The organism is Hyalangium ruber, from assembly GCF_034259325.1.
In the GTDB taxonomy this organism is placed as follows: domain Bacteria; phylum Myxococcota; class Myxococcia; order Myxococcales; family Myxococcaceae; genus Hyalangium_A; species Hyalangium_A rubrum.
Map to the genome: position 1 here is coordinate 339,514 of NZ_JAXIVS010000005.1, position 20,095 is coordinate 359,608.

Sequence of the window (20,095 nt, forward strand, 5' to 3'; positions counted from 1 at the left end):
TCACTTCCGTACACCTCTTGCGCCATTGGCTCTCCCCCCTGTGACGAGCGGACAGAGGGTGGAGAGGGAGCAAGCCAGTTTAAAGTTGCCCTGGAGAGCAGGGACTTTGATGCAAGGGCGCGTGTGCTCCCGCCCCGAAGGTCCATTCCAGCGGTTTCGTGTTCCCCCTCGGCCAGGGAGCCCCTGCGTACGATGCAGTTCCGGCGCTCTCACCCCAAAACCTCGGCCGCCTTTCGCGGTCCATCCCAATGGGGGAAGAACATGTCCTGGTCTCGATGGTTCCCGGTGCTCCTGGGTGTCTTGCTGCTTCCTGGTTTCGTACAGGTCGCGGAGGCGGGTTGTACCTATTCGGCCTGCACCAATACGACGGCGGTCGATCACACCTTCAGCGCTGGCACGCGATGGACGTTCAATATCCAGACATGCCCGTGTGAGGGATTGGTGATCTCCTCGGCGACCTTCACGCCCAAGGGGGGCACTCCCCGCCTGGTGCTCAACAGAGGCAGCATCGCGGAGATCCACGTTCCCTACCTGGCTGGCACTCCGCGCTTCCTGGACATCTCCGAGTCCACGAGCGGGCTCGGCCCCAACGCCATTCCCTTGACCGCGGCGGAGTGCGCGGGCGGCACGCTGCTGGCTGGCAACCGTGTCTGCAAGAACATCGAACATCACGACTACGCCTGGAAGTATTTCAACACCCACCAGCACAGCGAGAATGTCTCGGTGTACATGGCCTCGCAGTTGGGTGAGTACACCTACGTCAACCTGTGGGAGTTTCACGACACAGGTGTCATCGAGCCTCGGCTGGGGCTCACGGGCCGGCTCCAGATCGTCTCGCCGGGCGCGGGCTATGCCCCCTATGGCGGCCGCATGAACCCGCAGTCGGAGGCGACTCCGCTGATCGGGCTCTCGCACATGCACAACATCTACTACCGGCTCGACTTCGATCTGGCGGGCGCGGGCAATGACGCCGTTGAGCAGCTCAGCTTCCAGCCCTCGAACGTGGCGTCACCGAACGCCTCCTGCGCCACGCCCGGGCAGTGCGCCGTCAACGTGGTGACGCCCATCCTCACCGAGGCGGCGCAGGACTTCGTCCCCACCGCCTACACGAGCTGGCGCGTCTACGACAAGCTCATCAACAACAGCGACGGCCGGAAGATTGGCTATGAGATCGTCCCCGACGTCCACGGCGTGTGGAGCGGCATGACGGCCGGGTCGGAGCCCTGGTCCTCTCACGAGATGTTCGTCACCCGCTTCGCTGGGTGCGAGAGCCTCGCGGTGGGCAACGTCCCGCCCCACATCGCCCCCTCGTGTACCTCGGTGCCCTCCCACGTGAGCGCGATGGTCAACGGGCAGTCCGTGGACGGGCAGGACGTGGTGCTCTGGTACGTCAACCGGCACCTGCACAAGCCGCGTGACGAGGATCAGGTCAACATGCCCATCGAGTGGATGCACTTCGAGATCAAGCCGAGCAGCTTCCACCACAAGAGCCCGCTGGAGCTGTAATGCTCCCGATCGCCGCCGGTGGGGCCCGGTAGGCCGGGAAGAAGGCCCCGGTGAACTCCTGGGCGTGGTAGCGACTCCAGCTCTCGACCAGCCGGGCATACACGGCCGGCTGGTGGATCTTCCTGCCGAGGTTGAGCGCCAACGTGCCCTCGGGGTTGAAGCGGTGCTTGAACTGGAAGAGCGAGTCGCGGCCCCGGTGCCCTCCTCCCAGGTGGAAGGTACGCAGCCCGGCTCGCCGGGCCCACAGCGCCAACTGGTGGAACTGGAAGACGTTGGGCCCCAGGTGCAGTGACGCCTCTTCCGAGGCCCCCAGGTGGTAGACGAGCGCGTCCCCCTCGCGCAGGCACAGCGCGGCGGAGATCATCCGCCCGTCGAGGAAGACCGCGCCCAGCAGGGCGCTCGAGCCGAAGCACGCGAACAGCCGCTCCAGGTACTGCGTCGAGAAATAGAAGTACGGAAGCGCCTGCAGCTTGTCCATCGTCGCGCGGTAGAGGCGATAGAAGACCTCGAGGTGTTCGAGCGCCTCGGGCCCGGCGAGCACACGGAACTCCAGCCCGTTCTTCAGCGCCTTGCGGATGTTCCGCTGGTGGTTGGCGTGGTAGCGGTCGAGCAGCTCCTCCTCCGTCAGGGAGAGATCCATGAAGACGGTCTCCCGATCGAAGGTGATGTCCATCGTCCCCCCGAGGTGCCGGTGGTTGCCCAGCAGCGGGTGGAAGCGGACGAACTCGCTGACGATGTTGGCGCCGCGGCAGTACGCCTCGAACTCCGCCCGGAAGGCCCGAAGCACCAGCTCGCGGGGCTCCGCGCAGAGCGGACCTCCGTAGCCGTAGGTGGGGCTGATGATGTCGTACCAGTCCCCTTCGAGCCGTGCGTCCCCAAAGAAGGGCAGCCCCCGGATCGGCCTGCGGATGAAGGCGTAGCAAACCCTGTTGCCCACCCTATCCGAGTACGCGAAGAGGAAGGGGTCGCCATCCCCCATGCAGCGGCAGAGCTCCGCATAGGCGTGGAGATAGTAGACGTCCTTGAGTGAAAGCTGCGCGTACGCGGATGCCCACCGCTCTGGCTCTGAGAACGAGATGATCTCGTGCATGGGAAGTCCCCTCTCCACGCCAGTGTGGAGCAGGCGGGCGGCCAGCAGTCAGGCCCCCAGGTCTCGGGGGATCTGCGACCACTGAACAGTCCTACTCCGAGCGCATGGCCTCCACGGGATCCAACCGGGCGGCCCGCGCCGCCGGGTAGATGCCGAACACCAGCCCCACCAGGGAGCTCATCCCCAGCGCCAGCGCCACCGCCCACAGCGGCACCACCGTGGGGAAGCCCAGCATCCACCGGCCCAGGAAGGCCAGCCCGAACCCCAGCGCCACGCCGATGACACCGCCCACCAGCGAGAGGATCACCGCCTCGATGGCGAACTGCCCCAGGATGCGCCACTTGCGCGCCCCCAGCGCCTTGCGGATGCCGATCTCTCGCGTCCGCTCCGTCACCGACACCAACATGATGTTGAGGATGCCGATGCCGCCCACCACCAGCGACAGCAGGCACACGCCGAAGCCCGCGATGCTGATGACCACCGAGAGCTGGTTGAACGTCTGCGTCATCGACTCGTTGGTGTGGATCTCGAAGTTGCTCTCATCGAGCGGGCCCACGTCCCGCCGGCGCCGCAGCAGGTTCGTCACCTCGTCCTGCGCCTTCTGCACCTGCGTGGCCTCGGTCGCCTGGATGTTGATGTCCAGCGAGCGGGCCTTGCCGTAGAGCTGCTGGAAGGACTTCAGCGGCATGATGACGAGGTTGTCCATGCTCATCATCCCCAGGAAGCTGCCGCGCCGCTGCAGCACCCCGATGATGGTGAAGGGCCGGCCCTTGATGCGGATCTCGTGGTTGATCGGATTGGCGCCCGGGAACAGGCTCTCCGCCACGTCCACGCCCACCACCGCCACGGGGCGCCCGTCCACCGTCTCCGTCGTGCCGAAGAAGCGTCCGGAGGCCACGGAGATACCGCTGGTGTCCACGTACTCGGGCGTGGCGCCGTAGACGCGCACCGTGGGCCGTGTCTCCTCGGAGGCCGTGGCGATCTTCTGGCCGCCCTCGTCATCCGCCGCCGCCACCGCGCTCACCGAGGGGCATGACTCCTCGATGGCGTGCGCGTCCTCCAGCGTCAGGTTGGGCCGCTTGGCGTACTTCTGCCAGTTGAAGCGCCCGAAACCCGAGGGCCACTTCGTCGCCTGGAAGGTGTTGGCCCCCAGCTGCGACAGGTCCTTGTTCACCTTGGTGCGCAGGCCCTCGATGAGGGCCATCATGGTGATGACCGTGGTGACGCCGATGACGATGCCCAGCAGCGTCAGCAGCGAGCGCAGCGGGTTGCCCAGGAACGTGCCCAGGGCCAGGCGGATGTTGTCGAGAATGGCACGCATGGGTCCGGCTCACTCGTAACGGAGTGCCTCCACGGGATCCAGGTTCGCCGCGCGGGCCGCCGGCCAGATGCCGAACAGCAGCCCCACGATGGCCGCGAAGCCCACGCCGGCCACTACCGTGAGCGGCTGCACCTCCGCCGCCAGCGGCGTGATGAGCGACACCACCTTCGCCGTGCCCAGCCCCACCACCGTCCCCAGCCCGCCGCCCACCGCCGACACGGCCGAGGCCTCCATGAGGAACTGGAACACGATCGTCTGCTTGCGCGCTCCCAGCGCCCGGCGGATGCCGATCTCCCGCGTCCGCTCGCGCACCGACACCAGCATGATGTTCATGATGCCGATGCCGCCCACCAGCAGGGTGATGAGGCCCACGCCCACCGCCACGCCGTACAGCGCGCCGGTGAGCTGCTGGTAGGTGTTGGCCAGCATCTCCGGCCGGTTGATGGAGAAGTCGTCCGGCGCGTCCGGCGCCGTCCCTCGCACACGGCGCATGATTCCGATGAGCTGATCCTCGGCGCGCCGCACCTCCTCGGCGCTGGCCACCGCGATGGCGATGCTGAACGGGCGCTGCTTGCCGAACGCCGCGTAGAACGTCTTGAAAGGCACCATCACGATGAGATCCTGGTTGTTGTCCAGGAGCTTGCCCTTGCGCGACAGCGTGCCCACCACCTGGAAGGGCCGGCCCTCCACGCGGATCGTCTGCCCCAGCGGGCTCACGCCCGGGAAGAGCCCCTCCGCCACGTCCGCGCCCAGCACGGCCACTGGTCGCGTCGTCTCGTTGTCCGACTCGGTGATGAAGCGACCCGTCGTCACCTCATACCCCGAGATGGTGAGGTACTCGTTCGTCACCCCGTTGACGCCCACCGTGGAAAGCTGCTCCTCGCCGTGAGACACGTCCGCTCCGCGCCCCACCACCGGCGAGATGGCGGTGATGAAGCTCGACTGGGCGCGGATCTGCTCCACCTGCGGCAGGGTGAAGTTCTTGCGGTTGCGGTACAGCCACCAGTCCCCGCGCATCACCCACGGGAACTTGGAGACCTGGAGCGTGTTGGCGCCGATGGTGGCCAGCTGCCGATCGAAGGAGGAGTTGAGGCCCTGGATGATGCCCACGATGGCCAACAGCGTGGCCACGCCAATGCCGATGCCCACCGTGGTGAGCACCGTGCGCATCCGGTTGGCCTTCAGCGAGAAGAGCGCGATGCGCGCCCCCTCCATCACGTCCACCCGGAAGACATCCACCCGAGACTTGCTCATGTTCCCGCCGCCTGCACCAGCGGCAGCCCGTGGCCCAGCATCGCCACCTCGCGCCCGGGCCCGTCGGCCACCACCTGCCCGTCACTGAGGCGGATGGCGCGCGGGCAGCGCGCCGCCAGCTTGGGCTCGTGAGTCACCAGCACCAGCGTGTGGCCGACCCGGTGCAGCTCCTCGAAGAGCTTGACGATCTCCTCGCCCGTCGCCGAGTCCAGGTTGCCCGTGGGCTCGTCCGCCAGGAGCATGGAGGGGTGGGCCACCAGCGCCCGGGCAATGGCCACGCGCTGGCGCTGGCCGCCCGACAGCTCGTTGGGCTTGTGGTGCATGCGGTGGCTCAAGCCCACCTTGTCCAGCGCCGCCTTCGCCTTCTCCCGCCGCACGCGGGCCGACAGCCCTCGGTACACCAGCGGCAGCTCCACGTTGGCCAGCGCCGTCTCGCGCGGCAGCAGCTGGAAGGTCTGGAAGATGAAGCCGATCTCCTTGTTGCGGATGACCGCCAGCTCGTCATCGCTCATGCGCGAGACGTCCTTGCCGTTGAGGAAGTAGCTGCCGCTGCTGGGCGTATCCAGGCACCCGAGGATGTTCATCATCGTCGTCTTGCCCGAGCCGGACTGGCCGATGATGGCCACCCACTCGCCCCGGGAGATGCCGAAGGAGACACCTCGCAGCGCCCGCACCTCCTCGCCGCCCACGGAGAAGACGCGGGTGATGTCGTTCAGCCGGATGAGCCGGTCGTCCGCGCTACCGTTCTCCGTGCTCACGACTTGCGCCCATCCTTCATGGCACCCGGGCCGTCCTGCGCGGGCTCGCTCACCGCGGCCCCGTTCTCCAGCTCCTTGGAGAGGGTGCGGTAGGGGCCCTCCACCACGCGCCACCCATCCTCCACGCCCTCGAGGATCTCCAGCTCCGTGTCCGAGGCGATGCCCGTGCGCACCCGGCGCACCTGCGTCTTGTTGTCCTCCGTCACCCGGAAGACGACCTTGGCCAGGGACTCCGTCTTGCGACGGGCCGTCAGCCCCCCACCCTCCACCGGCGCCTTGTAGTCCGGCAGGCTCTTCTCCGAGCGCACCGTCACCGCCTGGATGGGCACCAGCAGCGCGTCGTTGTGCGTCTCGGCGGCGATGCGCACTTCGGCGCTCATGCCCGGCAGCACGCCCGGAGGCCGCGAGTCCAGCGCCACGGTGACCGGGAACGTCGTCACCTCCGCCTCCGTGCCCGGGTTCTTGATGGTGGCCTTCTGGGCGATCTCCACCACCGAGCCCGTGTACGACTCGCCCTCCAGCGCATCCAGCGTCACCTCGGAGGGCTGGCCCGGCTTGAGGTGGACCACCTCGTGCTCGCCCACCTCGATCTTCACCTCCATGGCGCTCAGCGCGGCGATGATCATCACCACGTCCTCGGAGAAGTCCGAGCCACGCACGCGCTCACCCACCTCGCGCGACAGTTCGATCACATTGCCGTCGATGGGCGAGGTGAGCGTGGTGTTGGACAGGTTGCTGGCCGCCTCGTCATAGACGGCGGAGGCCTGGGCGAAGCGCTGCCGCGCCGCCGCCACGCGCGCCTCGGCCGTGTCCTTGGCGGCCCGGAGCTGATCCAGCTCCGCGCCTGAAGCGAGCCCCTTACCCACCAGCCCCTCCACGCGCCCGTACTCGGCGGCGGAGCGCTGGGCCTCCACCTCGGAGACCTGCACCTCGGCCTTCGACGCGCTCTGGGAGGCCAGCGCCTGCTTCACCGCAGCCTCGAAGCGCCGCCGGTCGATGCGCCCCAGCACCTGGCCCTTCGTCACCCGGTCTCCGTCCTTCACCAGCAGCTCGATCAGATCTCCGGACAGGTTGGAGGAGATCTTCACGGTGGTGGCCGCCTGCACCTTGCCCGCCCCCGTAATGGTGCGGGTGATGGAGCCCTTGCGGACCTTGGCCACCTGCACCTCGACCGAGGGGGGCGGCCGGGTCCTCAAGCCTCCCGCCGTGATGGCCGCGGCTCCGAGGAACAGCACTCCAGCAATGACCGCCTTCCACCACTTCATTTGGATTCTCCCGGGCTCAGCAAGCCCATGGCCCGCGTGACAGCAAAGCGGGCGACTTCCACAGTGACTCGGCTCTCCAACAACGCCAGCTCCGCCTGAGTGAGCTTGAGCTGCGCGTCGCGCACCTCCAGCGTCGAGCCGGCGCCCGCCTTGAAGCGCTCCTCGGCCAGCGCCAGACTCTGGGCGGCCGCCTCCCGGTTGTCGGCGGAGAGCTTCGCGGCGGAGATCTGCACCTCCAGCGCCACCAGCGTCCGCCGCACCTCGGCCTCGAGCTCGCGCTCGCTCTGCGCCAGATTCAACTCCGCCGTGCGCACCGAGGCCGCCGCCCGGCTCACCTCGGCTCGCGAGGAGAGGCCGGTGAAGATGTCCCACTGCAGCACCACCGCGCCTCTCAGCGTGTGCTGCAACCGAGGCTCGGTATAGAAGACGTCCGCGCTGGGATCGCTGCGCGAGTACGCGCCCTGGGCCAACAGCCGCGGGAGGTAGCCCGCGCGGGCGACATCCTTGCCCAGGGAGGCGGCGCGCACCTGTTGCTGCAGCGCCTGGATGAGGGGGCGGCGCTGACGGGCCTCGTTCAGCGCCACCTCGAGGGCCGGCGCGGGCGCGGGCTCCTGCGTGAGGGTGGCCGGCGGCTGGGCCTCTAGCGCCTCGGCGCCGGGGCGAGCCAGCCAGATGGCCAGCTGCGCCTGGTCCTGCGCGAGCTGCGAGCGGCGCTGCAGCAGGCTGATGCGGTCATTGCCCAGGTTCACCAGCGCGGAGAGCTCCTCGCCCCGCCCCACGCGGCCCGCCTCGAAGAGGGCCCGGGCGCGCTCCAGCTGCTCCTCGCTGCGGCGCACGGTGGCCTCCAGCACCTGGATGGTGGCCTGCGAGCGATAGAGGGTGAAGAAGCGGTTGATGGCCTCCAGCTCCGAGGCATCCGCCTGCTCCAGGGCCTGGCCCCGGGTGGCCTCCGCGGTCGCGCCGCTCTGCTCCAGCAGCTTCCAGCGCGCCCGGTCATAGATGATCTGCGAGATGGACAGGGTCAGATCGAAGCCGCCACGGCTGGTGGGGGCGACCTCTCTGGGCTCCTGGACGCAGTTTTCCCCGGAAGGATCGCAGAAGGTGTTCACGATGCGCTGCCGGCCGAGGAGCGTACCGCCCGCGCTGGTGTTGAAGTCCACCTGGGGCAGCAGCGGCGCGCGGGACAGGTTCACCTGCTGCTCGGCGCGCTCCAGATCGAGCAGCGACAGCAGCGCCTGGGTGTTCTTGCGCCCCTCGGTGCGCGCCTGGTCCAGGGTGATGGGGGTGGCGGCCGGAACGACGGCCACCCAGGCCGCGATCAACAGTGCGTTCATTTCCCACCTCCCATGCCCGGTCCGCCAGCCATGCCGGCCATGATTCCCGGCAGGCCGATGAGGAACACCCCCACGAACATGGCGTAGAGCACCACGGCCAGCAGCAGCGCGCGGCCGCGGCGCATGCCCGTGGCGGAGGAGAAGCCCAGCGCCATCAACCCCACGCTCCAGAGGTTGAAGAAGTCCACCGCCTTGAGCGCTCCCCGGAGCTTGGGCGACAGCCCCTCGAGCATCGCCAGGCTGGAGGGCACCAGGCTCTCCACCTGGGTCTCGCTCAGGGAGTACTGCGCGGAGGCGCACGCGGCGAAGATGAGATGGAAGAGGGCGATGGGCAGCATGGCGATGGCCGCCACCGCCATCATCCGGCCAAAGGCCGCCGGCGCGCCAAACAGCCACGCGGTGAGCCACAGCACCGCGGCCAGCAGCAGCACCTGCAGCGGCATGACGAAGACGCCCTTGGCGATGCCCCCCACCAGCGCCTTGCGCGAGGTGGTCTGGATCTCATCGGCCACCTCGCTCTCCGAGTACCGGGTCAGCTCGCCGGTCATCTGGAGCTTTTGAATGACCGCGGGTGCCGCGTTCCAGCGCAGGGCGAAGGACACCCCGGACAGCGAGACACACAGGCACAGCATCACCAGGGGCCACACCCACCGGCGGGCTTCGATGGCGGCCCCCATCCCATCGATCGGATCGACGAGGACGCGGGCCGGTTGGGCGAGAGAAGTCATAAGTTCGAGAGGTTCGGGCACTTTACGACGGGTGCCCCCAGGTCATTGCGTGAGCCACCGGGTTTGGGCGCCGAACAAGCGAGCAACCTGGCGCATTCCGTGGATTCGGGGGGTTAGCCCTACCTTGTAGCGCCCTGTAGCAGAAATTTTGCCGCCAGGATCGGGAGGGTGTATTTGCTCGGCAGCCCGCTTGCCGGAGCCTCAATGGTCGATAGCACGGATCTCGCGCAGGTACTCCACGAGGCGAAGGACATTGCGCAGAGCGTCGCACAGAAGCTCAGCTCCGCGCATGTGTTGCTCGCGCTCTTCACCGTGGACAACCCCGCGCAAGTTCTCCTGAGGGAGAAGGGTGTCGATGAGGACGGGCTGCTGGAGCGCATGACGGGTGCGCCCACGGAGGAGGAGCACCTCGTCCGGGACCTGTGTCAGCGCGCCCGCGTCATCGCCCAGCAGTGTGACTCGCGCGAGGCGGACTGCCTGCACCTGCTCATCGCCTTCGCCCGGGTGCGGTGCGCGGCCAACGACTTGCTGGCCCAGGCGGGCGTGGACCTCATCGGCCTGCGCACCACGGCGCTCTCCTACTTCACCAGCGGGCGCATGCCGCGCAAGCTGCAGCAGTCGAGCCGGGCGCAGCCTCCGCATGCGCTGGGTTCGCGCTATCCGCTGGGTCGCCCCCTGGGTGCCCCGCCCTCTCCCCTGCCCCAGGCCGCCGTGGCCTTGAGCCTGCCCCGGCCCACGCCGAGCCGGCCTTCGATGCCGGCGCTCTCGCCACGGGACCTCATTGATGAGGACGAGGGTCGGGACGAGGCGCCGGTCGCCGCGGAGCCTGCTCCCCAGGCGCCCGTGGCACGGGCCATTCCGGTGCCTCCCGCGCCGGCCTCCCTGCTGCCCCAGGCGCGCCCCGCGCTGCCGACGCCGGCGCCACTGTCGACGACGAAGCCGGGCTCGCTGGCGCTGGATGCCAAGCAGTACCCGCTGCTCACCTCGCTGGGCCGCAACCTGAGCGTGCTGGCCCAGGAGGGCAAGCTGGACCCCGTGGTGGGCCGCGCCAAGGAGATGGAGGAGGTCATCGACATCCTCGGCAAGCGGCGCACCAACAACCCGTGCCTGCTGGGCGAGGCGGGCGTGGGCAAGACGGCGGTGGTGGAGGGCGTGGCGCAGCAGCTGGTGACGCTGCGCGGAACGCTGGCGACCAAGGTCCTGGTGGAGCTGGACATGGCCTCGCTGGTGGCGGGCACGCAGCTGCGCGGCTCCTTCTCCGAGAAGCTCAACGCGCTGAAGGACGAGGTGCGCAAGGCGGACGGGCGCGTGGTGGTCTTCATCGATGAGATCCACACGCTGGTGGGCGCGGGCTCCACGGGCGAGGGCCCGCAGGATGCGGCCAACGAGCTGAAGACGGCGATGGCGCGCGGGGAGTTCCCCTGCATCGGCGCGACGACGCACGATGAGTTCCGCAAGTTCATCACGAACGATCCCGCGCTGGAGCGCCGCTTCACGCCGGTGGTGGTGAACGAGCCCTCGGTGCCGGAGACGGTGGAGATCCTCAAGGGCGTGATTGGCCGGTACGAGGAGCACCACGGGCTGCAGTACGCGCCCGAGGCGCTGGAGGCGGCCGCGTCCCTGGCGTCTCGCTACGTGACGGACCGCTTCATGCCAGACAAGGCGATCTCCGTGGCGGACCTTGCGGGCTCGCGCTGCCACCGCGAGGGCAAGGCGACGGTGGAGCCGGCGGACGTGGCGCGCGTGGTGGCGAAGCTGGCGGGCGTGCCCGAGGAGCGGCTGCTGCTCAATGACTCGGCGCGGCTGCTCAGCCTGGAGACGGACCTCGCCGGGCGCGTCATCGGCCACGAGGACGCGGTGAGCCGCATCGCCCGGGTCATCCGGCGCAACTACGCGGGCTTCGCCTCGCGGCGCCCCATGGGCTCGTTCTTGTTCCTGGGCCCCACGGGCGTGGGCAAGACGGAGATGGCGCGGGCGCTGGCCGAGGTGCTGTTCGGCAACCGCGACGCGCTGGTGCGGCTGGACATGAGCGAGATGTCCGAGTCGCACGGGGTGTCGCGGCTCATCGGCTCACCGGCCGGCTACGTGGGCTATGGCGAGGGTGGCCAGCTCAGCGAGCCGGTGCGTCGGCGCCCCTCCTCGGTGGTGGTGCTGGACGAAATCGAAAAGGCGCACCGCGAGGTGCAGATGCTCCTGCTCCAGGTGCTGGAGGAGGGCCGACTCACGGACGGCAAGGGCCGGCACATCGACTTCTCGAACACGGTCGTCATCATGACGACGAACCTGGGCGCCGAGGCATTCTCGCGCACGGGGCGCGCGCTGGGGTTCGGCGCGGATGCGGGCGCCGGGGGCCAGAGCGACATGGACATGGCCAGCAGCACGGCGCGCAAGGCCCTGCCGCCGGAGCTGTGGAACCGCATCGACGAGCGGCTGCCGTTCCGCCCGCTGCGCGAGGGCGAGGTGGCGCGGATCGCCACACTGCTGCTCAACGAGAGCAGCAAGCGGCTCGCGACGGAGCGCGGCATCGAATACGTGGCGGGCGAGGATGTGGTGAGCCACCTGCTGAAGTCGGGCGGGTTCGATCCGCAGCTGGGCGCCCGACCGATGCGTCAGGTGGTGCAGCGGCTGGTGGAAGGGCCGCTGGCCGAGCGCATCCTCCTGGGCGAGTTCGTCGCGGGAGACCGGGTGCGGGTGGCGGTGCAGGACAGCCAGCTCGCCTTCCAGCTCGAGACCGTCTGAGCCCTCAGCCGGGAAGGAGTCCCCTTTCCCGACGGGCGCTGGGCAAACCTGTCAGACAACCAGACAGGTTTGGCGGAAGCGCCACCGGGGCGGCCTTGGGGCGAACCCCACTGTCCTCCCGGAGTTGCGGGGTTTTCCCAGTGACGAAGACCGATGGCTGCTAAGGTCGGGCCCATGGCCACGCAGCGTCCGAGGGTCGTGGTGGTGGGCTCGGGTCGGCTTGGAGGCGCTCTCGCGCTCTCCCTCGCCGCCCGCCGCTGGCCCGTGCGAGTCCTCAGCCGCACCGAGGAGGGGCGCCGCCGCGCCCAGGCGCTCGGGCTGAAGCCGGCCACGCCCCAGGACCTGGCCCAGGCGCGAGTAGCGCTGCTCTGCGTTCCGGACAAGGCCGTGTCCGAAGTGGCCCGAGAGCAGGCGCGGACGCTCGGCAAGGGCGCGGCGCTGGTGCATTGCGCGGGCGCCCTGTCGCTTCAGGCGCTGGGGGCTCCGCGAGGCCGGGCGACGGGCTCGTTCCACCCGCTCTGCGCCGTGTCGGACCCGAGGGACTCGCTGGCGGGGCACGCCGTGGCGATCAGCACCCGCTCCCGCGCCTTGAAGGCCGTGCTCCAGCGGATGGCGAAGGACCTGGAGCTGAGCGTGCTGCATGTCCCCGAAGCGCGACGCGCCGCCTACCACGCGGGGGCCGTGTTGAGCGCGGGAGGCGCTGTGGCGCTCATGGCCACGGCGGTGGAAGCCATGGAGCACGCGGGCGTGTCCGCGGACCAAGCGCTCGCGGCGCTGCTGCCCCTGATGCGCTCGGCGCTGCGAGGAATGGAGGCCCGAGGCCTGGCGGGCGGGCTCACGGGCCCCGTGGTTCGGGGTGACGCGCCGGTGGTCGCGGCCCATCTCCAGGCGCTCCCGGAGGAGGTGGCGCCGGTGTACCGCCTGCTCTCGCTTCAAGCGCTGCGACTGGCCGAACCGCGACTTTCTCCCGAGGCTCGCGTGGCCCTCGCGAAGCTCCTCCAAGTCTCCCCTGGGAGGCGACGGCCATGAAGCTCACGAAGCTCCAGATCCACAAGTACCGGGGCGTGGCGCCTGGCACCGAGCTCCTGTTCAGCCCGTCGCTCAACCTGGTGCTGGGCAACAACGGTACGGGCCGGACGACGCTGCTGGAATTGCTCTCGATCGTCCTCTGCTCGGACTTCTCGGGGCTGGGTCAGGAGGAGTTCTCGCTGGAGTACGATCTCGAGCTGCCGGGAATGGACATCCACGTCACCGCGCGCAATGAGAGGCGCACGGGCCCCGTGCAGTTGGAGGGGGGCCTCGGCGACAACGCGGCGCTCTCCCGGCTCCGCGCGAAGGAGGCTCCTCCGGTCTTCGAGCCGCTGATCGAAGCGGCGCTGCGGCTCGAGGCACCGGACTCGCAGGTGGTGGTGCGCGCCAACGCCTCGGGCCTGTTCTGCGAGGTGGACGGCCAATCCGCCTACGCGCGGCGCATGCAGTGGTCGGTGCTGGATCGCTCCGTGTGGACGCTGATCTTCATGGTGGCCCAGTTCATCGCCCCGGAGGTGAAGGACCGGCTCAAGGAGCTGCTGCGCCGCACCTTCCTGCTGGGCCCCTCTCGCTTCGACGAGGCGCTGGGGATGTTCGAGCACATCGGCACCATCCGGTACGCCATGGAGATGCGCGCCGGAGAGGTGTTCCCATTGGGGCTCATGGCGCTGCCCACGTGGATGCCGGGATGGCTGCGCGCGAGGGTGGAGCGGGAGTCTCCCGGCACGGTCATCGAGTTCCCGCACCACGAGCTGGAGGGGAACTTCCTGGGGCGGTTCGTCTCGCTCGCCGGGTTTGCCTCCGGGAAGCTCCGAGTGGAGGTGCTGGAGAAGCGAACGTTCGAGGACGGGGGACGACTGGGGTTCGGCCAGTTCGGCTTCCAGTTCACCCGGAAGGACGGGACGGAGCTGACCCAGGCGCAGCTGGGCCACGGACAGAAGCGGCTGCTCTCCTTCCTGTACTACCTGGATGTGAATGAGGACTTCGCCGTCGCCGACGAGCTGGCCAACGGGCTTCAGCCCCGCTGGGTCGAGGCGTGCCTGCGGGAGATTGGCGGGCGGCAAGCGTTCCTCACGAGCCAGAACCCGCTGCTGTTCGAGTACATCTCCTTCGCGTCCACCGGAGACATTCGCGCCTCGCTCATCCACTGCGACATCGGGCTGAGAGCGGGCCGCGAGTGGCTCGTCTGGACCCACCCCACGGGAGAGAGCGCCGAGCGGCTCTACGAAGCGATCCGTGCGAGACAGCGCCCCCTCGGAGAGCTGCTCCGCGCTCACGGCTTGTGGTGAGTGTCAGGGTTTCCGAAGCGCCGGGCCCCGCCCCCGCACCGCGCTCCAGACAGCGAGAATGAGGACTGCAGCCTCCTCGGCATCATGGGCGTAATAGAGGTGGTAGCGCGTCCTCGGCATGAGGAGCCTGCGGACCCCCGTGACGCGAGGGTGCGGATAGCGTCGCCCGAGTTCCGGCAGCTCCGCGAGCAAGCGAAGCGCGGTCGTCAGCTCCGCTTCGAGAAGTTCCGGAGCCGTAGGACGGTGGATTCTCCACCACTCCGCCGCCTCGAGCGCCTGGGCTTGCGCTCGAGGCGTAAAAAAGACCCGAAGCGTCATTTCATCGAGCGCAGCTTCGCCAGGACCTCTTCCGCAGCGACCCGCTTGCCCGCCCGCGCCTCGTCCCACGACTCGGACAGCGCCTCGTGAAGCGCCGACCGCTCCTCCTCGCTCAGCTCATCGCCCAGATCCGCGGCGACCAGTTCCAGGGCAGTCCCTTCCGGCAGCTCGGTCGGTACATCGAGGACCAAGCGACCGTTTCGGACTTCCGCCTTGAGCGTGGCCATACGCGGATCCTAATGCGCGGGAGGAGCGGCGACAAACACGCCGCTAGCTGGTGAGGATGATGCGCCCGCCCTGCATCGCGCGGCGCACCAGCGCCAGCGCCTGCTCGGAGGCGGCCTCCGCCTCCGTCAGCCGGCGCAGGCACAGCATGCCCTGCCCCGTCGTCACCGCGCGCTTGAGGTCCGTCAGCAGCAACATCGCCGCGTTCATCATCTCCTTGCCCTGCGGAGTCTCCTGCGCCGGCTTGCCCGCCTTGTCCGACAGGTACTGCGAGAAGCGCTTCACCACGTCCGCCGTCTTGTCCGCGTCGAACTGCTCCAGCAGCCCCTTGATGCGCGCCGGGTTCACCTGGATCAACCGCAGCGCCCCCACCTTCGCGAACGCCGGGTGCGCCAGCCCGATCTCCGACATCTCGAACGCACCCAGCAGCCCCTCCTCCGGCGCCTGGTGCGCGTGCGGCACCACGTCCACGAAGAGCGCCAGCGGATCCGCACCCTGCTTGAACGCCTCCACCTCATCCTCGTCCAGCGGCGGGAACTGCGCCGGCACGCCGATGAACAGCAGCGGCAGGACGATCTCTCCCCAGAACTCCTCGGGCGCGCAGCCCGTGCCACCCGACGTCGCCACCATGTGCGCCATCAGCTCCGCCAGCCGCGGCGCGCGCTCGGCCTGCTCACCCAGGCTCTTGCCCGGCTCCAGCCGCTGCAGCGACATGACGATCTGCCCCTCGAACTGCTCGCGGGCCTCCTTCGGCAGCGGCGGCTGCGTGCGCCCCAGCGCGTCCTTCACGTCCCGCGCCAGCGCGTCCGGCTTCGAGTCCATCGTGCTCTGCGCCTTGGCCGGATCCAGCACCACGAACTGCAGGAAGCCCGGATCGAACAGCCGCTGGTAGTCCGCGGGCCCCAGCTTGGGCTGCCCCCCACCCAGCGACATGGCCGGGTTGGCGCCGAAGCGCGCCTGCCCCAGCGAGCGACGGATGTCGGCCGACAGATCCTCCAGCCGCGTCAGCTTGCCCTGAGCCAGCGCATCCATCGTCGCCCCGAACGGCGACAGCATGATGATGGCATCGGGGAAGCCCAGCGTGGCGCCCTCGGGCGAGTCACGGTTGGGGAACCAGAAGGCCTGGTGCTCGCCGGCCATGCGCGCCGCGAAGGCCCCCGAGATGCCCAGCGCCATCGCCTGGTGCTCGGGCCGGTTCACCTGGAACGGGCCCCCGAGCAGCTTCGCGAGCGACTTCTCCACCTCGGCCCACGGAGTGGTGAGCAGATCCACGGGCTTGCCCTCGACCTTCTCGAGAGCAGCCGCGAGCTGGGCCTGGGCCTGGAAGACGTGCTGGGGAACAGGGTGCGTCTGCGGGGCGGGTTGGGACATGTCGAATCCTGGAGAGAGGAATGCGTGGGCGTCCCCTTACCGTGAAATTCGTGCCCTTGGCCACGATTTGTACCCCTAGGATGCCCACATGCACACGCTTCGTCGCTCGCCCGGGGCTGTGGCACTCGCCTGCCTGATGCTCGTGGCCACCGGGTGTGCCTCCGTCTCACCTCGGTTTTCCCAGGAGGTCCAGGCCTCCTTCGCCCGGGATGAGATGCGCAAGCTGACGACGCGCTCCATGGAGCTGTACTACCCGGAGCACCTGAAGCCCTCGGCATTGCGCATCGCGGCACGCGTGGAGGCCTGCGTGGACCGGCTCCGGGAGCTGTCCTGGAGCAAGCGCCCGCGAGACCGACTGCTCATCTACCTGACGAGCGCGGGCTTCAACAACGCGTACGTCCAGCCGGACGCCGCCAACCTGCCGCAGCAGATGGTGATGCCCACGCACATGAGCATCGAGCTGTTCCACCTGATGGACCTGGGACAGACGGCGCTGGGCGACGTGGGGTGCCACGAGGCCGTCCACTACGTGCAGATGCAGCAGGAGGAGGGCCTCTGGAAGGGCATCAACTTCACCACCGGCGGCATCATCCAGCCCAACGTCTTCACCGAGTCCTGGTTCCTGGAGGGGCTGGCCACCTACTACGAGGGCCAGTTCGATCGGGAGACGGGCCGGCCGCACAGCCCCATCTGGCGCGGGTGGTTCGAGTCGGTGGCGCAGGAGCGCGAGGGCGACCTGAACCCGGGCCACCTGTCGCCCGAGCAGCGGCAGGTGGAGCCGTTTGGCGGCAACTACCTCACGGGCAGTCACTTCATCGCCTGGCTGGCCCGCACCTACGGTGAGAAGAAGCTGTGGGAGCTGGTGCATGAGCAGGGCAGCTCGTGGCTGCCTCCCCTCGGCGTCACGCTGCGCTTCAAGGGCGTGTACGGGAAGACGATCGGCGGGCTGTTCGACGAGTACAGCGCGGCGCTGAAGAAGGAGCTGGTGCGCCGCGAGCGCCCGGCCTCGCAGGCGGTGCTGATGCCGGAGGTGGGGTACTTCGCGCGCATGGCCAGCTCGCCGGCGGATGGCGCGCTCGCGCTCGTCCACGTCGGGCTGGAGCAGACGAGCCACCTGACGGTGCTCGAGCGTGACGGCTCGGAGCGCTTCTCACGGGGCCTCACCCTGCTGATGCCGGGGCGTGAGTGGATCGTCAGCAACCCGTCCGTCATGAGCGGCCTGTCCTTCACTCGCGATGGAGCCCTGCTCTACCTGGTGGCCGCGGACGTGGACAGCCAAGGGGCGTACCTGTCCCGGCTGTGGCGGGTGGACGCGCGCACCGGCGAGGTGCTGCACACCTGGGAGATCCAGGACGGCATGGGCGGCGGAGTCACCCCGGACGGCACGGGCTACGTCTTCGTGGACGTACAGGGCGACAGCGCGAACCTCGTGCGCATGGACCTGGAGTCGGGCCGGAAGGAGCCGCTCACCCGCTTCGAGGGGCACGTCTCCCTGGGAGCGCCGGCGGTGTCTCAGGACGGCACGCGTGTGGTGTTCTCGATGCGTGGGCCGAACGGGTGGGATCTCGCGCTGCGCGGGGCGGACGGGACCGTGCGCTGGCTCACCCAGGATGGCCTCTTCAACTACTCGCCCCGGTGGGTGGATGACGATCAGGTCCTGTTCCTGCGCGAGCACGAAGGGCGGCTCCAGGCGCACGTGCTCCGGCTGTCCAGCGGCGAGCAACTGCGCGTCACCGACGCCCCGCACCTGGTGATGGACGCGCAGCCCACGGGTGATGGGCACGTGGCGTTCCTCAACCGCCAGGGGTACGGCTTCACGCTCGACCGCGCCCCGTTCACGCCAGTGGCGGAGGCTGCTCCACGAACAGCCCAGGCCTCGGCGCCTGCTCCCGCCGAGCCTCCCGAGGCCGCGCCTCCCCCTGCTCCGGCGGAGCCTGAAGCGGTGGCCGCGCCCGAGGCTCCTCCTGCCGTACCGCCCGCGCCCGCCCCCGCTCCCGACGCTTTCACCGAGTTCCCGCCGGCCCTGCCTCCCCCGGAAGCGCCCGCTCCCGAGGCCCCCGAGGCGCCTCCCGCCGAGCCGCCCGCCCTCGAGGCGCCTCCCGCCCCAGCCGACACGGCTCCGCTCGCTGAGGCCCCCGCGTCACCGCCAGCCGAGGACCCCGTGGCCGTGCCGCCACCCGCGCCCGGCAAGGAGGTGGAGGTCCTCTCCGACGAGCCCTACTCTTCGCTCGAGCGACTCCACGTGCCCGAGCTGCGCATCCCGCTCGTCCTCGCCTATCAGGACACGGACACCGAGAAGCTGGCGGTGGTCGGCCTGGTCTCGCTCTCGGGACAGGATCGGCTGGGCTTCCACGCTTGGTCGATCAACGCCTCCTTCGACACGAGCGCCGGCAACCCGAGCGTCTCGGCCAGCTACGGCAACGCCGCGCTCGCCCCCTGGTACGTGCTGACCTCCGCGGCGTACGGAGAGTCGGACACGGAGCGCGATCTCCAAGGGGTGATCTCCGCCACGCGGAGCTTCTGGACGACGCCGGTGGCGTTCAGCCTCCTGGGCCTGCGGCGCCAGTACCTCAATGCGAACCAGCCTCGGCTGCTCACCTCGATCTTCGGGCCGGAGGTGGCCACGGCCTACTTCGCCGGAGAGGGCACCTCCTACGGCGGCACCCAGAAGGGGCTCGGGCTGTCGCTGTCCGCGGCGGTCTATCCCAAGTCCTTCGGCACCGACGACACCCTGGGTGACATCCGCGCCGGGGTGGACACCTACTTCGGCGGACTGCCCGGGCTGGGCGCGGACAACCTCCAGGTGTCCATCCGAGGCCGCTTCCTGCCGGGCGCTCCCGATGGGCTGCTCGAGGTGGGAGGCATCGCCCAGGGAAACCCGCTGTACCAATCCCGCGACACGACCGGCGCTCCCGGCCTGGGGCGCCAGTACGAGCCGGGCCTCGCCTTCACCGAGTACCTGCGCGGCTACGAGGACGTCACCCTCCGCGCCAAACACGTCGTCATCGGCGACGCCCGCTACCGCTACCGCTTCATCATCGACCACGGCTGGGCGTCCACGCTCTACCTGCTGCCCTCGCTCTTCGTGAGCCAGTTCGAGGTGGAGGGCTTCGGCTCCTGGGCTCGCACGGACTTCCGGGACAACTTCCGGGCGGTGGGCGGCGCGGCGCGGCTCCAGCTCACCCTCGGGCAACTGCTGCCCATCGGCCTCTACTACCAATACGCCTACCGCTTCGAGCCACCGGTGAACTCGCGCGGCGCGCTCATCCGGGAGTTGCACCTCATCGGACTGTCGCTCTAAGGCTTGCCCAGGCCGTAGAGCCCTGCCTCACGCGCGTAGTCGAGCACCCGGCCCGGAACGAACTCCCCGGGCAGCTCTCCGCGCGTGAGCATGTCGCGGATCTGCGTGGAGGACACCTCCGCCAGCGGCGGCCCCACCGTCCCCGAGGCCGGATACCCCGCCCGGTACAGCACCAGCACCCGTACCATCTGCTGGATTCGATCGAAGCTCTTCCAGTTCGGCAGGTCCTTCAGGATGTCCGAGCCGATGATCAGCGAGAAGCGGATGTCCGGGTGCTTCTCCACCAGGTACCCCAGCGTCTCCACCGTGTATCCGGCCCCGCCGCGCTCGGCCACCTCCTGCTCCACGCGGCTCGTCTTCATCCAGCCCGAGGTGTCCTCGCACATCACCTCGCACATCCGCACGCGGTGCTCGAAGGACGTCAGCGCCTTGCCGAACGGGTGCTGGTAGGCCGGCATCAGCCACAGCTCGTCCATGCCCTGCGTGGCGCGCACGTAGTGGGCCGCCATCAAGTGTCCGACGTGGGGCGGATTGAACGAACCTCCCAGCAGCGCGACCTTCAAGGCC

General features: G+C 69.2%; 16 protein-coding genes. 5 read left to right on the plus strand and 11 right to left on the minus strand.

Going from position 1 to position 20,095, the window contains the following annotated elements:
- The first annotated feature begins 261 nt into the window (after positions 1-261).
- Complete coding sequence (locus SYV04_RS16995; protein WP_321546843.1) at positions 262-1,506, plus strand: copper amine oxidase; 1,245 nt, start codon at positions 262-264, stop codon at positions 1,504-1,506.
- Here the strand turns inward: SYV04_RS16995 and SYV04_RS17000 are convergent.
- The 7 genes from SYV04_RS17000 to SYV04_RS17030 all read right to left on the minus strand — a co-directional run bounded on the left by SYV04_RS17000 (position 1,463) and on the right by SYV04_RS17030 (position 9,256).
- Complete coding sequence (locus tag SYV04_RS17000; protein WP_321546844.1) at positions 1,463-2,596, minus strand: lipid II:glycine glycyltransferase FemX; 1,134 nt, start codon at positions 2,594-2,596, stop codon at positions 1,463-1,465. The two genes, SYV04_RS16995 and SYV04_RS17000, sit on opposite strands and share 44 nt — an antisense overlap.
- Positions 2,597-2,687: 91 nt before the next feature.
- A complete protein-coding gene (locus SYV04_RS17005) occupies positions 2,688-3,917 on the minus strand; it encodes an ABC transporter permease (RefSeq protein WP_321546845.1) in 1,230 nt (409 codons plus the stop codon).
- Positions 3,918-3,926: 9 nt separating this feature from the next.
- Complete coding sequence (locus SYV04_RS17010; RefSeq protein ID WP_321546846.1) at positions 3,927-5,171, minus strand: ABC transporter permease; 1,245 nt, start codon at positions 5,169-5,171, stop codon at positions 3,927-3,929.
- The gene (locus SYV04_RS17015; RefSeq protein WP_422723949.1) at positions 5,168-5,887 is read right to left on the minus strand and encodes an ABC transporter ATP-binding protein; all 720 of its coding nucleotides are present in this window, start codon (positions 5,885-5,887) and stop codon (positions 5,168-5,170) included. Before SYV04_RS17015 ends, SYV04_RS17010 begins: the two co-directional genes overlap by 4 nt.
- 38 nt (positions 5,888-5,925) lie before the next feature.
- On the minus strand, positions 5,926-7,194 hold the full coding sequence (locus SYV04_RS17020) for an efflux RND transporter periplasmic adaptor subunit (RefSeq protein WP_321546848.1): 1,269 nt from the start codon (positions 7,192-7,194) through the stop codon (positions 5,926-5,928).
- A complete protein-coding gene (locus SYV04_RS17025; protein ID WP_321546849.1) occupies positions 7,191-8,528 on the minus strand; it encodes a TolC family protein in 1,338 nt (445 codons plus the stop codon). The genes SYV04_RS17020 and SYV04_RS17025 overlap by 4 nt, the downstream gene beginning before the upstream one ends.
- Entirely contained in the window at positions 8,525-9,256 is a 732-nt protein-coding gene (locus tag SYV04_RS17030; RefSeq protein WP_321546850.1) for a YIP1 family protein, read from the minus strand. The genes SYV04_RS17025 and SYV04_RS17030 overlap by 4 nt, the downstream gene beginning before the upstream one ends.
- Before the next feature lie 204 nt (positions 9,257-9,460).
- Between SYV04_RS17030 and SYV04_RS17035 the strand changes: the two genes are divergently transcribed.
- From SYV04_RS17035 to SYV04_RS17045, 3 genes are all read left to right on the plus strand, one after another.
- Positions 9,461-11,995, plus strand: a complete 2,535-nt coding sequence (locus SYV04_RS17035) for an AAA family ATPase (protein WP_321546851.1) — start codon at positions 9,461-9,463, stop codon at positions 11,993-11,995.
- Between the two features lie 153 nt (positions 11,996-12,148).
- Positions 12,149-13,024, plus strand: coding sequence for a Rossmann-like and DUF2520 domain-containing protein (locus SYV04_RS17040; protein WP_321546852.1), 876 nt, complete (start codon positions 12,149-12,151; stop codon positions 13,022-13,024).
- Positions 13,021-14,313 carry an AAA family ATPase gene (locus SYV04_RS17045; protein WP_321546853.1) on the plus strand — a complete coding sequence of 431 codons (1,293 nt, stop codon included), beginning with the start codon at positions 13,021-13,023 and terminating at the stop codon, positions 14,311-14,313. The genes SYV04_RS17040 and SYV04_RS17045 overlap by 4 nt, the downstream gene beginning before the upstream one ends.
- A gap of 3 nt (positions 14,314-14,316) precedes the next feature.
- Here the strand turns inward: SYV04_RS17045 and SYV04_RS43750 are convergent, their stop codons facing one another.
- The 3 genes from SYV04_RS43750 to SYV04_RS17055 are packed head-to-tail and all read right to left on the minus strand — an operon-like array spanning position 14,317 to position 16,227.
- A complete protein-coding gene (locus SYV04_RS43750) occupies positions 14,317-14,631 on the minus strand; it encodes a type II toxin-antitoxin system RelE/ParE family toxin (protein ID WP_422723945.1) in 315 nt (104 codons plus the stop codon).
- Entirely contained in the window at positions 14,628-14,858 is a 231-nt protein-coding gene (locus tag SYV04_RS17050) for a hypothetical protein (RefSeq protein WP_321546854.1), read from the minus strand. The genes SYV04_RS43750 and SYV04_RS17050 overlap by 4 nt, the downstream gene beginning before the upstream one ends.
- Positions 14,859-14,901: 43 nt before the next feature.
- On the minus strand, positions 14,902-16,227 hold the full coding sequence (locus SYV04_RS17055; RefSeq protein ID WP_321546855.1) for a hypothetical protein: 1,326 nt from the start codon (positions 16,225-16,227) through the stop codon (positions 14,902-14,904).
- An 88-nt stretch (positions 16,228-16,315) separates the two neighbouring features.
- On the opposite strand from SYV04_RS17055, the gene SYV04_RS17060 reads away from it, so the two are divergent.
- On the plus strand, positions 16,316-19,528 hold the full coding sequence (locus SYV04_RS17060; protein WP_321546856.1) for a hypothetical protein: 3,213 nt from the start codon (positions 16,316-16,318) through the stop codon (positions 19,526-19,528).
- On the opposite strand, the gene nadD is transcribed toward SYV04_RS17060, so the two are convergent.
- On the minus strand, positions 19,525-20,091 hold the full coding sequence (gene nadD, locus SYV04_RS17065; protein WP_321546857.1) for a nicotinate (nicotinamide) nucleotide adenylyltransferase: 567 nt from the start codon (positions 20,089-20,091) through the stop codon (positions 19,525-19,527). The genes SYV04_RS17060 and nadD overlap by 4 nt on opposite strands.
- Between the last annotated feature and the right edge of the window lie 4 nt (positions 20,092-20,095).